Origin of the sequence: Novosphingobium sp. MBES04 (assembly GCF_000813185.1) — a bacterium.
Lineage (GTDB): Bacteria > Pseudomonadota > Alphaproteobacteria > Sphingomonadales > Sphingomonadaceae > Novosphingobium > Novosphingobium decolorationis.
On sequence record NZ_DF850488.1, the window covers coordinates 1,250,332 to 1,265,653 of the forward strand.

General features: G+C 64.7%; 12 protein-coding genes and 1 pseudogene. 7 read left to right on the forward strand and 6 right to left on the reverse strand.

Going from position 1 to position 15,322, the window contains the following annotated elements; translation table 11 throughout:
* The 4 genes from MBENS4_RS25265 to MBENS4_RS05550 form a co-directional block, all read right to left on the reverse strand.
* Positions 1-180 (reverse strand): transposase (locus tag MBENS4_RS25265; protein ID WP_199904396.1); only part of this gene is annotated, 180 nt, incomplete at its 3' end.
* A gap of 121 nt (positions 181-301) precedes the next feature.
* On the reverse strand, positions 302-1,600 hold the full coding sequence (locus tag MBENS4_RS05540; protein ID WP_052322327.1) for an MFS transporter: 1,299 nt from the start codon (positions 1,598-1,600) through the stop codon (positions 302-304).
* 62 nt (positions 1,601-1,662) lie between these two features.
* Positions 1,663-2,454 carry a 2-keto-4-pentenoate hydratase gene (locus MBENS4_RS05545; protein ID WP_039389320.1) on the reverse strand — a complete coding sequence of 264 codons (792 nt, stop codon included), beginning with the start codon at positions 2,452-2,454 and terminating at the stop codon, positions 1,663-1,665.
* A 90-nt stretch (positions 2,455-2,544) separates the two neighbouring features.
* Complete coding sequence (locus MBENS4_RS05550) at positions 2,545-4,050, reverse strand: UxaA family hydrolase (RefSeq protein ID WP_039389321.1); 1,506 nt, start codon at positions 4,048-4,050, stop codon at positions 2,545-2,547.
* Positions 4,051-4,165: 115 nt separating this feature from the next.
* On the opposite strand from MBENS4_RS05550, the gene MBENS4_RS05555 reads away from it, so the two are divergent.
* The 5 genes and pseudogenes from MBENS4_RS05555 to MBENS4_RS05575 all read left to right on the forward strand — a co-directional run bounded on the left by MBENS4_RS05555 (position 4,166) and on the right by MBENS4_RS05575 (position 9,449).
* The gene (locus tag MBENS4_RS05555; protein WP_039389323.1) at positions 4,166-5,182 is read left to right on the forward strand and encodes a LacI family DNA-binding transcriptional regulator; all 1,017 of its coding nucleotides are present in this window, start codon (positions 4,166-4,168) and stop codon (positions 5,180-5,182) included.
* A 137-nt stretch (positions 5,183-5,319) separates the two neighbouring features.
* A complete protein-coding gene (locus tag MBENS4_RS05560; RefSeq protein ID WP_039389325.1) occupies positions 5,320-5,970 on the forward strand; it encodes an RpiB/LacA/LacB family sugar-phosphate isomerase in 651 nt (216 codons plus the stop codon).
* A gap of 127 nt (positions 5,971-6,097) precedes the next feature.
* Positions 6,098-6,870 (forward strand): annotated as a pseudogene (kduD, locus tag MBENS4_RS05565) (2-dehydro-3-deoxy-D-gluconate 5-dehydrogenase KduD).
* Positions 6,871-6,877: 7 nt separating this feature from the next.
* Entirely contained in the window at positions 6,878-7,900 is a 1,023-nt protein-coding gene (locus MBENS4_RS05570) for a sugar kinase (RefSeq protein ID WP_039389328.1), read from the forward strand.
* Positions 7,863-9,449 carry a carboxylesterase/lipase family protein gene (locus MBENS4_RS05575; RefSeq protein ID WP_052322020.1) on the forward strand — a complete coding sequence of 529 codons (1,587 nt, stop codon included), beginning with the start codon at positions 7,863-7,865 and terminating at the stop codon, positions 9,447-9,449. Before MBENS4_RS05570 ends, MBENS4_RS05575 begins: the two co-directional genes overlap by 38 nt.
* A 24-nt stretch (positions 9,450-9,473) precedes the next feature.
* Here MBENS4_RS05575 and MBENS4_RS05580 read toward each other — a convergent pair whose 3' ends face one another.
* Positions 9,474-9,884 carry a cupin domain-containing protein gene (locus MBENS4_RS05580; protein WP_039389330.1) on the reverse strand — a complete coding sequence of 137 codons (411 nt, stop codon included), beginning with the start codon at positions 9,882-9,884 and terminating at the stop codon, positions 9,474-9,476.
* Positions 9,881-11,185: a pectate lyase family protein gene (locus tag MBENS4_RS05585; protein ID WP_242404922.1), complete on the reverse strand. Its 1,305-nt coding sequence runs from the start codon at positions 11,183-11,185 to the stop codon at positions 9,881-9,883. Before MBENS4_RS05585 ends, MBENS4_RS05580 begins: the two co-directional genes overlap by 4 nt.
* 317 nt (positions 11,186-11,502) lie before the next feature.
* On the opposite strand from MBENS4_RS05585, the gene MBENS4_RS05590 reads away from it, so the two are divergent.
* Together MBENS4_RS05590 and MBENS4_RS05595 are read left to right on the forward strand one after the other, a co-directional pair.
* Entirely contained in the window at positions 11,503-14,256 is a 2,754-nt protein-coding gene (locus tag MBENS4_RS05590) for a TonB-dependent receptor (protein ID WP_242404793.1), read from the forward strand.
* Between the two features lie 38 nt (positions 14,257-14,294).
* Positions 14,295-15,299 carry an alpha/beta hydrolase gene (locus MBENS4_RS05595; RefSeq protein ID WP_039389336.1) on the forward strand — a complete coding sequence of 335 codons (1,005 nt, stop codon included), beginning with the start codon at positions 14,295-14,297 and terminating at the stop codon, positions 15,297-15,299.
* Positions 15,300-15,322 lie beyond the last annotated feature (23 nt).

A 15,322-nucleotide genomic window follows, 5' to 3' on the forward strand; every position in this document is an offset into this window, starting at 1 on the left:
GATGCAACAAAGTCTCGCGGCATCCGAAAACATAGGCTGCCGCCCCCGCTTGCCGGTCGGCGCGGACAACCACTGCATTCCCGGATCAAACCAGACCTGAAGCGAACCTCTCTGCGCCAGCGCTGCGTTATAGGACTTCCAGTTTGTCGTGCGGTAGTGGGCCCTGGGCGGTTTGCTCATCGCCGCCCTTTAACCACCTGAATTCACAAACGGAATCCCTCGGGCATTTGCGCAACAAAGCCCCTATGCGCAACAAAGTCGCCCGATTTTAACCCCCGCTGGAGGAAAGCTCGGAGGCACGTCAAAGCCTAGCTGCATCCAATCTCGGGCTGAGCAGATGGATCGCGAGCAAAGCAAGCAAATAAGCACTGGCGCAAATAGCAAAGAGAACTTCATAATTCCCTGTCGCATCGAGGATATAACCTGCAAAGAGTGCCATCCCCATTCCACCGAGTGCTCCAACGGTTCCTCCGATACCCACGACCGATCCCACAGCTCCCCGAGGGAACATGTCTGAAGGCAATGTATAAAGGTTAGCGGAGAAAGCCTGGTGGGCCGCCGTAGCGAGTCCGATCACAAGAACTGCACTCCAGACATTGTCGATTGATTGCGCGAACCAAATGGGAAGTACGCAGACAGCGCAGACAAACATGGTCAACTTCCGCGCGAAGTTGGGAGTGCGGCCCGCTTTGATCAGCTTGGACGACATCCATCCGCCCGCAATCGAGCCGAAGTCGGAGATCAGATAGATCGCCGCGAGCGGCAGGCCGAAGGTCTTGAGATCGAGATCATAGCGCTCGAACAAATAGCCAGGTAGCCAAAACAGGAAGAACCACCAGATCGGGTCGATCAGGAACTTGCCGAGGGCATAGGCCCATGTCTCCCGTACGATGAGCAGGCGCGACCATCCGATCTTCTCTATCGGATCGGCCGGATCTTGTTGGATCCACGCAAGTTCCTCCCTTGTGAGTCGCGCGTGCTCACTAGGATGGCGATAGATTGCCCACCAAGCGGCCAGCCAAGCGACCCCGAATAGACCTGTCACGAAAAAGGCCATCCGCCAGTCGAACCATAGAACCAGCAGCGGCACGATGAGGGGTGTTAAGATCGCACCCACGTTCGCGCCAGCGTTGAATAGGCCGATGGCAAAGGCGCGCTCCTTCTGCGGGAACCAGTCGGTGACCGCGCGGATACCTGCCGGGAAGTTGCCGGATTCGCCGATGCCAAGACCGAAGCGCGCCGCCGCGAACGAGGTCACACCGCTGGCAAAGCCGTGCGCGACGTGGCTGATCGTCCAGATCACGATGGCGATGGTATAGCCGAGCCGCGCGCCCAGCGCGTCGACGACCTTGCCGAACGAGAGATAGCCGATGGCATAGGCGAGTTGGAACCAGAAGATGATCCCGGCGAAATCGGATTCGCTCCAGTTGAATTCCGCCTCAAGCGTAGGCTTGAGGACGCCGATCATCTGGCGATCGACGTAGTTCACTGCTGTCGCCGCGAACAACAGCGTCACGATCAGCCAGCGATAGCGTCCGACCTTGCCCTGGACTGGCGCCGCGGTTTCGGCCGAAGTCATCGTCCCGGTACCTTCCTGCATCATTCCTGCTCCCTTTACGGCGGCCCATTGGCCTGCCGTCTAGATCCGTGCCTCCGCGCCCGTCAGGCAGCGACGATCCTGCATTTCAACGACCCGCACCCGGCGAACTCGGCCAACACCCGATCACCCGGCGCAACCGGATGGACACCGGTTACCGCACCAGTCGAGATCCAGGCCCCCGTGCTGCAGTCGATGCCGCGTTCACTGAGGTTCCCGAGCAGGAAGCGTACAGCGCCCAGCGGTCCGTCGAGCATGTTGGCAGTAGTATTGGTGCCCACGGTCTCGCCATTGATCTCGAGCCGTACCTCGATGGTATCGAAGTCCACTTCCTGCCAGTCCGCCAGCGCTGGCCCGATCAGGAGGCCGTGGTTGTTGCCAAAGTCGGAGACCGTCACCGGCGGCCCGTCGGCATTGATCCCCGGATAAGGCGAACTCGCGATCTCGATGCCGAGATGGACCCGGTCGAGCAGCGCTGGAACGGCCGCATTGTCGACCGGCACGACGCCGTCCCAACCGGGCGCGACGTGGAGCAGAAACTCGGCTTCAGCGGCGCCGAAACCCTCGGTGAAGACCGGCATTGCCCGTTCCTCGTCGGCACCGACGGGATGTACCGTATCAGCGAAGATCGGACCGGCGAGACGATTGGTGCCGAGCCTTGCGTCGTCGGGCGGATTGATCTTTCCGACCTTCCAGCCAGCGACCTCTCGCCCATCGAGGACAAGTGCGATGTCCTGGATGGCATAACCCGAATCCATGTCCTCGGGGCGGGTGCCAGGATAGGCATCGAGCCCCTTGGCCACCTTGCGTGCTGTGACGAAGGCCTGCGCGACATTGCGCGCTTCTTGCTTGGACATTTTCCTCAACCCCACGAATTCTATCCTTGAGCGAAAGTGCTATAGGAAACCGGTGTCATAAGCAAATGCAATTGCACCGCCCGAGCTTCTTCAAAGAGTTACGCCGCGCTTCCAAATGGCAATGGCGCGCTGCCCTCCCCGCTCGGCTGCGGTGCGATCGCCGCTTGCAAAGGCCAGGATTCGGGCGAGGAAGGCGCCGTCGGCGCTCTCGCGTCCCTCGCGCAGGGCAAGCGAGGCGTCGAAGTCGATCCAGTGTGGCTTGGCCTGCGCCAATGCCTCGTTCGAAGCCACCTTGAGGCACGGCACCGCGAAGCCGAGCGGCGTACCCCTGCCGGTGGTGAAAAGTACGAGAGTAGCGCCCGAAGCTGCCAGCGCGGTCGACGATACGGCATCGTTGCCGGGCGATTCGAGCAGGCTCAATCCCGCCGCGACCGCTTGCTCACCATAGGCCAGAACATCGCAGAGCGGCGCGCGGCCAGCCTTCTGGACCGCGCCCAGCGACTTCTCCTCAAGCGTGGTGATGCCGCCCGCGATGTTGCCGGGCGAAGGGTTCTCCGAAACCGGCAGCCCCTGGTCGAGGTAGTAGCGCTTGAACCCGTTGACCAGCGCCGCCGCCCGATCGAATACATCGCGCGAGACGGCGCGCTCGAGCAGCGGCTCCTCGGCGCCGAAGATCTCGGGAATTTCGGTCAGGATCGCACGCCCGCCAGCCCCGGTCAGCGTATCGCAGAAGCGCCCGAGCAAGGGGTTTGCCGTCAGGCCCGAAAAGCCATCGGAGCCGCCGCACTTTAATCCGACGCACAGCGCCGAAAGCGGCAGCTCCTCGCGGAGCGCCTTGCTCGCCTCGGCCACGAGTTCGTCGATGAGCGCCCCGGCCGCCGCGATCTCGTCGCCCGCGCTCTGGCTGGAGAGAATGCGCAGCTTCGAACGCGCAGCTTCGGGCACCTCCTGTGCGAGCGCGTCGAGCTGGTTCGATTCGCAGCCGAGCCCGAGCAGCAGCACGCCCGCCGCATTGGGGTTGCAAGCCAGCCCTGCGAGCACCGCCCGGGTGCCCCCGAGATCGTCTCCGAGTTGCGAACAGCCATGAGGATGGCCGAAGGCGTGGATGCCGTCGATCCGCCCGGCGGCGATCAAGTCGCCATGGCGTAGCGAAGCCTCTCGCGCGATCTGCTCGGCGGTGAGCGCGACGCAGCCGACGCTGGGCAAGATCCAGATCTCGTTGCGCGTCGCGGCGCGTCCATCGTCACGCAAGTACCCCCGCCACTTCGGCTGCTCGTCCGCGATCCGCGCGGTGGATACAGCCGACGCGGAATCGGTGGGGCGATAGGCCAGCTCGCCGACGAGCGCGGTCGCGACATTGTGGGTGTGCACATGCGCGCCTGCCGCGATGGCCTTGCGCGCACGGCCTATCGGCTGACCATATTTCACGACGAGGCTGCCCTCGGCAATGTCCTGGAGGGCGAACTTGTGCCCCTGATGGACAGGCTCTAGCAAGTGAACGCCCTCGGCCGAGACGCCTGCCTCGAGCGGAGACAGGGCCACGCCGATGTTGTCGGTGGGATGCACCTTGAGCGTAGGGGGGATTTCTGCAGTCATCTTTAACCCGGCAAGATGGAGTTTTACATTTGGTAACCGGTGTCATATTGCCTTTGCTCAAAGCCTAAGGCAAGGGCTGATGAGAACGAATGCAATAACGGACAGGCACGGGTACATGGCTAAGGGCGCGAAACCCACGATCAACGATGTCGCCCGTCTGGCCGGCGTTTCCAAGAAGACCGTCAGCCGCGTGATCAACAAGTCGCCGCTGCTCAACGAGGCCACCCGCTCGAAGGTCGAGGCAGTCATCGCCGAGATCGGCTACGTACCCAATCCGCAGGCACGCGCACTGGCACTTCGCCGTAACTTCCTGATTGGACTGATCCACGACAACCCCAATGCGCAGATGGTCCTGGGCGTGCAGGAGGGTATCCTCGAAACGATCCGCAACACCGAATTTGCCCTCGTCGTGCGCCCGGTCGATCGCCACTCGCCCCAACTGCTCGACGACATCCGCCATTTCATCGAGCAGCAGCGCCTCTTCGGCGTCATGCTCCTGCCTCCGATCTCCGAGAACGACGAGCTCGCGGACATGTGCCGCAAGCTGGGCTGCACCGTCGTGCGCATGGGCTCGGCCGCGCTCGACAAGAGCGAGCATTTGGTCGCTTCCAATGACCGGCAAGCGGTCGCAGATGCGGTATTCTGGCTCTCCGAGCTTGGTCACCGCAGGATCGGGTTCATCGCCGGTCCGCAAGGCTTCCGCTCGGCACGCGAGCGCGAACTGGGCTTCGCCGACGGGATGGCCCGTGCGGGGCTGCCGATCGACCCGGCGCTCATGGCGCGCGGCACCTACCGCTTCGAATCGGGCCTTGCCGCTGGCGACCGGCTGCTTGCGGTCGATACGCCGCCCACCGCCATCTTCAGCAGCAACGACGAGATGGCCGCCGGATTTCTCCATCGCGCGCTCGACAAGGGGCTCAAGGTCCCCGGGCAGATCTCGATCATCGGCTTCGACAACACCGCGACCGCAGCCCATATCTGGCCGCCGCTCACCACCGTGCAATGGCCGATCAAGGCCATGGCGCGCGCCGCCGCGTACAAGCTGATCGACCCGCTCGACGCCGCCTCGCAGCCCTCGATCTTCCTTTCCGACCTGATCCGGCGCTCCTCGGCGGACGCCCCTTCCGCCTGAACCGCACCGCCCCGTCAACGATGGGTTGAAATACACCGCCACTTGCGACTACAGTGCCCATGACACCGGTTTCCATAAGCTGCGATCAGCGCAGCGGCGCGGCTTTCAGAAGACCACGAAATCAGAGTGAGGATGCCATGAAGATTGCCCTTATCATCGAGAACAGCCAGGCCGCCAAGAACGGCATTGTCCACGAGGCGCTGACCTCAGTCGCCGAACCGCTCGGCCACGAGGTCGTGAACTACGGCATGTACACGCCCGAGGACGCGGCGCACCTCACCTACCCGATGAATGGCCTGCTCGCGGGCATCCTGCTCAATTCGGGCGCCGCGGACTTCGTCGTGACCGGCTGCGGCACGGGCACCGGCTCCATGCTCGCGTGCAACGCGATGCCCGGCGTATTCTGTGGCCTGATCATCGATCCCACCGACGCCTTTCTCTTCGCCCAGATCAACGACGGCAATGCCGTTGCCCTTCCCTATGCCAAGGGCTTTGGCTGGGCAGCCGAACTCAACCTGCAGGACTGCTTTAACAAGCTGTTCGAGGGCGAGAGCGGCCTTGGCTATCCCAAGGAGCGCGCGGCGGTGATGAAGAAGAACCGCGGCATCCTCGCCGATCTCAAGGCGGCGACCTGCCACGACATGGTGAGCGTGCTCAAGAACGTCGACCAGGACCTGCTGCGCACCGCGATCTCGGGCGAGCACTTCGCCGAATACTTCTATCCCGCCTCGAAGGACGATGCGATCAGCGACTATCTCAAGAGCCTGAACGCTGACGCGCCCGCCTGATCCTAGCCCCGTAAGGATCAGGAGCCATTAGCCACGGGCAGGCGCACGGATCGAACCGCAGCCCCATGCCCGTGGCCGGGACAGGCTGCGCAACAAGAATGAAACTGGGGACGGAGAGGCACGCCCAATGAGCAACAACGTTTTCGATCTGTCGGGCCGCGTAGCGTGGTCACCGGTGCCAATACCGGCATTGGCCAGGGCATAGCGCTCGCACTTGCCGAGGCCGGGGCGGACATCGCCGCGGTGGGCCGCAGCGAAGCCACCGAGACCGCCGAGATGGTACGCGCGCTGGGCCGCCGCTGTGAGCTCGTCCGCGCCGACCTGTCCTCGATCGAGCCCGTCTCCGAGGTGGTCGATGCGATCGTCGGCAAGCTCGGGCGGCTCGACATCCTCGTCAACAATGCCGGGATCATCCGCCGCGCCGATGCGCTCGACTTCAGCGAGGAGGACTGGGATGCGGTGATGGACACCAATCTCAAGACCCTGTTCTTCCTCAGTCAGGCTGCGGCCCGTCACATGGTCGGTTGGTCGAGCCAGTCGGGCCCGCGCGGCAAGATCATCAACATCGCCTCGATGCTCACCTTCCAGGGCGGCATCCGCGTGCCCAGCTATACCGCGAGCAAGAGCGGAGTCGGCGGTCTCACCAAGCTGCTCGCCAACGAATGGGCGCCGCGCGGGATCAACGTCAACGCCATCGCGCCTGGCTACATCGCGACCAACAACACCGCCGCCCTGCAGGGTGACGAGACACGCAACCGCCAGATCCTCGAGCGCATTCCCGAGGCGCGCTGGGGCGATCCCGCCGACATCGGCGGAGCCGCGGTCTTCCTTGCCAGCAGGGCAGCCGACTACGTCCAGGGGCATATACTCGCTGTCGACGGGGGGTGGCTTGCCCGCTGAGCACCTCATGAGCGGACACGTAACCTGTTTCGGCGAGCTCCTGCTGCGCCTCGCGACACCGCCTGGGCGCCTAACCGTTCAGTGCGATGCGCTTGAGATGGTCGTGGGTGGCGCCGAGGCAAACGTGGCTGCGGGCCTTGCCTCGCTTGGCCATGAGGTCAGGATGGTCGGCCGCGTGCCTGAAGGCCCACTGGGTGACAAAGCCCGCGCCGCACTCGGCGGTGCCGGTGTCGATGTCTCGGGCGTTACGCGGGGCACCGGACGCATGGGGCTCTACTTTCTCGAGACGGGCGCGGGCCTACGCCCATCGACGATCACCTATGATCGCGCGGGAAGCGCCTTTGCGTCCTCATCGGCACGCGACTTCGATCTGGCGGGAGCGCTTGCGGGCGCTCGCCTGCTGCATCTCTCGGGCATCACCCCGGCGCTTGGCCCGGGCGGTGTCGACCTCGCCCGCGCGGCGGTTGACGCGGCACAGGAGGCAGGCGTGCCGATCTGTTTCGACGGCAATTACCGGGCGATGCTCTGGGATGCCTGGGACAGCGACCCGCGCGCGATCCTCAGCGAACTCTTCGCCGCCGCCACGGTGATGATCGGCAATCACCGCGATATCTCGCTGCTGCTCGGCCGGGCATTTTCGGGAGATGGTGCCGACCGTCGCCGCGAGGCCGCCGAGGCCATGTTCGCGGCCTTTCCGAAGCTCGAGATGATTGCCTCGACCGCGCGCCATGTCGTCAACTCGGACCACCACCGCATCGCCGCACGCATCGACACGCGCAGCACTGCGCACCAGACCGGCGAGGTCGACGTGACCGGCATCGTCGATCGCATCGGCACCGGCGATGCCTTTGCCGCGGGCGTACTGCACCGCTGGCTCGAAGGCGGGACCGAGGACGCCAACGTCATCAAAATGGCGCAGGCCGGGCTGGCCTATACCGTGCTCAAGCACTCGCAGCCCGGAGACATGTGCCTCGTCGGACCGGGAGAACTCGATGCCTTTTCCGCCAGTGGAGGCGACGTCAGGCGCTGACCTGTCACGCCGCCGCCTGCTTGCCTCGGGCGGCGCGATTGCCGCCGCGAGCCTCCTGCCGTCTCCGTCATCGGCGCGCGCAAGCAAGGCTCCTCGCGCGGCACGCTATCAAGGTGTCGGCGAAGAGGGCGTGCTTGCCTTCAAGGGTATCCGCTACGCGCGCGCCGCGCGCTTTGCCCGCGCTGTCCCCGAACCGGCGCGAGGCCCGCTGCTGCGCGCCGAGAGCTTCGCTCCGCTCTGCCCGCAGCGCACCCTTTCCGATCACCCCCAGAGCGAAGACTGCCTCTTCCTCAACGTCTGGACACCCGAGGTGGACGCGCGCGCACGCCGTGCGGTCATGGTCTATTTCCACGGCGGAGCCTATACCACCGGCTCGGTCACCGATCCATTGACGCATGGGGGCAAGCTGGCCGCGCAGGGCGACGTCGTCGTTGTTACCGTCAACCACCGCCTCAATGCGCTGGGCTATGCCTGGCTCAAACCCTTCGGCGCGCGCTATGCAGACAGCGGCAATCTGGGCCAACTCGATCTGGTGCTGGCACTGCAATGGGTGCGCGAAAACATCGGGCATTTCGGCGGCGACCCTGCGCGGGTCATGGTCTTCGGCCAGTCAGGCGGAGGCGCCAAGATCGCGACCCTGATGGCGATGCCTGCGGCGAAGGGCCTGTTCCACAGCGCCGCTACGATGAGCGGCCAGCAGGTACAAGCGAGCGGCCCGGCCCATGCATGGGCGCGCACGCAGGCCTTCATGGCCAAGCTTGGCCTCGCGCCCAGCGAGGTCGATGCCCTGCGCACCATGCCGGTCGAGAGGCTGGTCGAGGGTCTCGATGCGAGAGACCCGGTGATGAGTAGCGGCCCTGTCTACTTCGGCCCGGTGCTCGACATGACCAACTTGCCGCGCCATCCCTTCTGGCCCGATGCCGCGCCGCAATCACGCGCCATTCCCATGATCCTGGGCAATACCCGCGAGGAGACGCGTGCCTTCCTCGATCCGCGCGGGCCCCGACTAGAGGGGCTCGAATGGGAGAACCTTGGCGAGCGATTGGGCCGCGAGATCAAGATCGATCTCGACCCGGTCTGGGTCGCTGCCCAGTACCGCGCCCACTACCCCGGTTGGTCTCCCGAACAGATCTACTATGCCGCGACAACGGCAGGCCGCTCCTGGCCGGGTCAGGTCATCGAGGCCGACGAGCGCGCCAAGGCCGATGCCGGGGCGACCTGGGTCTACCAACTCGATCGCCCCTCCCCAGTCGATCCTTTGAGAGGCGCAGCGCATACCGACGACATTCCCTATGTCTTCGGCACACTCAATGCCCCCGGCAGCTATTCCGGGACCGGCCCCGCGGCCCGCGCGCTGAGCTCTGCGATGATGCGCGCCTTCACCGGCCTTGCGAAGACCGGCAGGCCCGGGCTGGCCGACTGGACGGCCTATGCCCTGCCCGAGCGCGCGACCATGATCTTCGACGAGACGACAAGGCTCGAGAACGATCCGCGCCGCTGGCAGCGCGAGCTCTGGGCAACCGCCCCCTATGTCCAGCCCGGAAGCTGACTGCCCCGCGTCAGGTCCCTGGCATCACGGCGCCGGGGGTGTCGGCGGATTGGGGTAGGCAATAATCAGCGATAGCGGCGCCTCGCCGAGTTGGCGGATCCCGACCACCGCGCCGGTGTAGAGATAGGCGGTCATGCCTACGCGAAGGCGCGCCGTCTTCCCGTCCGAGCGGACCTCGCCCTCGCCGGACAGAACATAGTAGACCTCGTCGTGAGAGATGGGATGGTCGCCGATTGCCGCATCCTTGTGGAGGATACGGCGACGAAACTCCATCGTGCGCGGCGCGGGCGCGGCATCGGAGATACGGTAGGCCGTGCTCATGCCGATGGCCCCGTGCGGAGGAGGTTCCTCGCGCACAGTATCGGCCTCGTCGATCACCACCATTGCCGGGGCGGCGGCCATCAGCAGCGCGGCGGCGATGGCGTCCGCGCTCATTGGCGCATCGCCTTGTCGCGCGCGGTCAGCTTTTCCTGCGCTCCTGTCTTCTGTCCAGGATAGACGCCTGAGACGGGCGTCATTGTCTTCATGTCCCAGTCCTTCTCGACGAAGGGCGCACGCGTCTCGCCCGGATGCGGATAGCCGCCGACAACTTTCTCGTCGTCGAGGATTTCGCCGCGTCCTTCGGCGACGAAAAACAGCACGCGGATATCGTCGGGTGCGCGGTCCCAGGGGCGTGCGCCGACGGTCGAGAGCAGGCTCGTTTCGAGCCGGTCCGCAGGCAGGATGTCGTAGCCATCGAGGCTTGCCATCGGCCGATCTTTCTCAATCAGCTTTGCATTGGTGACGCCGTAGCGCCCGAACATCGCCTCGGGATTGCCCCAACGGTCGACCGCCTTATTGTCCTTGCCGTAGAAGGCAAGGTCGCCATCGCCGCCGAGCGTGAGGAACGGCAACCCCGGCGCGGTCGAGTTACCCGCACGCATGAGATTGCCCACCGCCGTGATCTCGCCGGTCACGTAGTCGTGGCCCGCCCACTCGAGGTTCATCAGATTGTAGTGCACCGCTCGGTGGCCGGGATCGTAGATCATGTTGTTGATCATCAACACCTGTGCGCCGCCCTTGACCAGCGGTGAGCGCTCCATGTTGTGTGCCCACAAGTTGCGGTAGAAGGTGATGTTGGTGGCGTTGTCGTGGACCAACGTGCCCTTGGAATGCTCGCCCTTGGGGTGGCTGGCCTCTGCCAGCCCCTCAGCGGCGAGATTTTCGCGAAAGACGATGTCGTGACTCGTTCCGTTGCGCCATTCCTCGACGCTGTTGCCGGTGAAGCGCGGGCCGGAGGCGGACATGTTCTCGTCGACCGCCCAGAAGAAACTGCAGTGCTCGACCACTACGTTGTACGCTGCGACGGTGGAAAACGCATCCGCCTCCCAGCCCGAGAGCTTGGGCTGGCCGTCAACCCCGGTCATGATCCGCAAGTGGCTGAGGATCACGTCGTGGCTCTTAAGATCGATGCCCCCGCGCACGATGGTGATGCCGGGCGAAGGCGCCGTCTGCCCCGCGATCGTCGCATAAGGTTCAGTCATTTCGATGACCGAGCGCTCGAGATCGATCACCCCGCCGACCTCGAACACGATTACGCGCTTGCCCTTGGTGGCGAGCGCCGCGGCGAGCGAACCGGGGCCCTCCTTCGCGAGCGTGGTGACGCGAACGACTCGCCCGCCCTCGCCGCCATGGGTCGGGTCCCCGGCGGCTGCAAAGGCATGGCCGCCAAGAACGAATCCGGTGCCGGCGATCAGCGCGAGACGGCCTGCAAGCTTGCGAAAATTCAATTCCTATCTCCCATTATGCTCTGCTTCTTGACAGGACGGGTAGCCTGTGACCATAACAATGACACCGGTTACCAAAGAGGGCAAGAGCCCAGAACGGAAAGCCGGTCGGCGGAAAGGCTCCGCCAAGGAGGACGCGCCGCAAGGCGCAGGGAGATGATGAGCTGACAGGGGCAGGCGCTGGTCGCCTTCCTTTGACACCGGTAGCACAAGGCCAATGAGCCAAGTGAGGGGATGAGGCCATGCGCAAGCATGTAATGAGGATTTCACCAGTCAAGTGCGCCCTGATGGCGACCAGTGCAATCGCACTTCCGCAAGTCGCGCAGGCGCAGGAGAGCACCACCGATCCGACCGCGACGCTCGATGCCGAGGCGATCATCGTCACCGGTTATCGTCAATCGCTCGACGCCGCGATCAGCGTGAAGCGCGATTCGATCGGTGCAGTCGATGCAATCGTCGCGGAAGACATTGCCAAGTTCCCCGACCAGAACCTGGCGGAATCTCTACAGCGCATTCCGGGGATTTCGATCCAGCGCGACGCCGGTGAAGGCCGCGCGATCACCGTGCGCGGCCTGGGCGCGCAATTCACCCGCGTGCGTCTCAACGGCATGGAGACGATCGCGACCTCGACCGATGGCGCGTCTGCCAACCGCGATCGCGCGTTCGACTTCAACGTCTTCGCCTCCGAGCTATTCAGCTCGATCGTCGTACACAAGACTGCCGAGGCAGCTCTCGACGAAGGCTCCCTCGGCGCGGTAGTCGATCTCAACACGGGCGCCCCCCTCCGCGGCAAAACAGGCATCACCGCCGTCGCCTCGGCGCAGGGACGCTACAACGACCTCACCAAGGACGTCGATCCCAGGCTTGCCGGGCTCGTGGCCTGGGTCAACGAGGACCACACGTTCGGCGTTTCGGCCTCGGTCGCCTGGTCGGACTACACGACCAAGGAGCTGGGCAATAACTCGGTCCGCTGGGCACAGGCACCGTTCGCCTCGGTCAATGGCGAGACCTGCATGAGCGGGTCGAACTTCGTCACCACCCCCTCGGCCGCCTGCATTGAAGTAGCGGAAGCCTTTCATCCGCGTATCCCACGCTACGGCCTTGTCAATCACGACCGCGAGCGCCTCGGCGCTACCGGTTCGATCCAGTGGGAGCCGACCGAAGACACCAAGCTCTCGATCGATGGGCTCTACTCGCGCTTCAAGGAGAACCGTGACGAGTACTGGGGCGAGGTGCTCCTGCGCAGCAACGAGCGTACCATCGACGTCTCTAATTACGTGATCGATGGCGACAACAATCTGATTTCGGCCGATCTCGACAACGTCTACGTGCGCACCGAGCGCTACCACCGCGAAAGCCAGACCGAGTTCTACCAGATCTCGGCCAAGCTCGAGCAGCGCCTGGGCGAAACGCTCAAGGTCAACCTGCTCGCCGGGACCTCGAAGTCGCAGGCCGACATCCCGGTCGAGACCACGCTCGCCTACGACAATCGCGATGCGACCGGTTACAGCTACGACTACACCGACATGAAGTCGCCGCTGCTCACCTTCGGCGACGAGATCACCGACCCGACCGCGTTCCAGTTCGCCGAATTCCGCGATCGTCCCTCCTACCTCACCAACAAGTTCAAGACCTTCTCGGGCGACCTCGACTGGGAAGTCTCGGACGACTTCACGATGATGGTGGGCGGCTTCTACCGCCAGTTCGACTTCGCCACCGAAGGCTACCGGCGCGACGCGAACTACTGCTCGGCCTTCACCTGCGCCCCAGGGACATACGGCGCGCCCGTTACCGCCGACCTTTCCGACATCTTCGAACTGGGCGATGCCGGGCAGCCTTCCGGCAACACCAATGCCTGGATCGTGCCGAACCTCGGCGCGGGCACCGACTTCGTCGACCTCTACTCGCGTGAAGCCGTGCTCCAGCAGGGCGAGCAGCGCGACGTCACCGAGAAGACGATGGGCGGCTGGTTCATGGCCCAGTTCGAGACCGAGATCTTCGGCATGCGCATGAACGGCAACGCCGGCGTGCGTTACGCCAAGACAAAGCAGTCGTCCTCGGGCTTCACCGACGGTACCTACGTCACCGTGAAGCGCGACTACGACGACTTCCTGCCCTCATTCAACGTCAACTTCTTCCCGACCGACAACGTCATCGTGCGCGGCGCGATCGCCAAGGTCATCACCCGCCCGACGCTCGGCAGCCTGACTCCGGGCGGCTCGGTCGACCAGTTCAACTTCCGCGTCTCCTCGGGCAATCCCTTCATCGATCCCTACCGCGCGACGACTTACGACGCCGCCGTGGAATGGTACTTCGCGCCCGGCGCCCTCGCCTCGGTCGCGGTCTTTGCCAAGGACATCGTCAGCTTCCCGATCTCGACCTCGCTGCAGGGCACCTGGGCCGACAGCGGCCTGCCGACCTCGCTGCTGACCGAAGGCACGCCCGCCTACAACGCCATCGTGCTGGGTCAGGACCCGAACCGCGAGTTCGAGTTCCGCACTACGGGCAATGGCCCGGGCGCGAACCTCAAGGGCATCGAACTCTCGCTGCAGCTGCCTTTCTCAGCCTTCACCGACGGCTTTGCGCGCAACTTCGGCGTCCTTGCTAACTTGACGCTGGTGAAAAGCGACGTCGACTATACGGTCGCAGGCGCCCTCGCCTACGATCCGGTCACCAACAGACTGACCGCCCAGGCTGCGGGTGATTACGTCCAACCCCTGCTCGGCCTCGCCAAGCGTTCATGGAACGGCACAGCCTATTACGACGATGGCAAGTTCTCGGTACGCGGCTCTATCGCCTACCGCAGCGGTTACAACGACAGCACCAGCGGCAACAACAACGTGTTTGAGGGTTACGGTAGCTCGCTCAACGTCGATGCCTCGCTCCGCTACAAGTTCACCGACTACCTTGAGCTTTCGCTCGAAGGGACGAACCTGACGGACAATTACCGCTATCGCTTCACCGACCTTGCGGCCAACCGCAACTACGAGAACAACCACTACGGCCGCACCTTCCTGTTCGGTGCGCGCTTCAGCTACTGATCGACCATGACCCGGGCCCCGGGACGCAGGAGAAAACCATGACCATCAACCGCCGGTCGTTCATGGCTGCCTCACTCGTCTCGGGGCTCGCTCTTTCGGCAACACGGACCTACGCGCAGACACGCCCACCGCAGGCCGACAGCCCGCGAGCACCCGGCCTGCCGCAGCCAAGCGAGACGATCGACCTGTGGCCTGCCGGCGCGCCCGGCATGCCCGCGCGGGCACCACAGGAAACGGTGACCGAGCGTTCCAGTGATGAGCTGGTCACCGACCGAGCGGTGCTCGGTATCACCCGACCGCGCATGGCAGTATTCCGGCCCGACCGATCCAACGGTGCGGCGGTCCTGCTGACGCCCGGCGGCGGCTACAAGCATGTCGTAGTCGACAAGGAGGGCTACGAGATGGCGCGCTGGCTCACCGCGCGTGGCTTCACCGCCTTCGTCCTGTTCTACCGCCTGCCTGGCGAGGGCTGGGCCAACCGCTCGGATGTCGCGCTCGCCGATGCGCAGCGCGCAATGCGCCTCGTGCGCCGCCGCGCATCCGCGTTCGCGATCGATCCCGAGCGCGTCGCGGCCATGGGTTTTTCGGCAGGTGGCCACGTCTGCGCCGATCTCGCGGCGCGCTTCGCCGCGCGCGTCTATGCGCCTGTCGACGAGGCCGACACGCTTTCGGCAAAGCCGATCTGCGCAGCGCCCGTCTACCCCGTGGTCTCAATGGATCCCGTAATCGCGCATGCCGGTTCGCGCGACCTGCTGCTCGGCCCCGCGCCCACTCCGGCGCTCGAGGCGGCGCATTCACCCGACCGCAACGTGCCCGCCAACGCGCCGCCGCATTTCCTGCTTCACGCCGAAGACGACGACGTCGTGCCCAGCGAGAACACCTTGCGCCTGCGCGCCGCGCTCAAGGCGCGCGGAATCCCGGCCGAGACGCACCTCTTCGCGCAGGGCGGCCACGGCTTCGGCCTGCGCAAGGCAATCGGCAAGCCGGTCGAGGTCTGGCCCGACCTGTGGCGCGCCTGGGCGCGGACGGTGGGTCTGGGCTGACAAACGATGAAGGATACGATCAA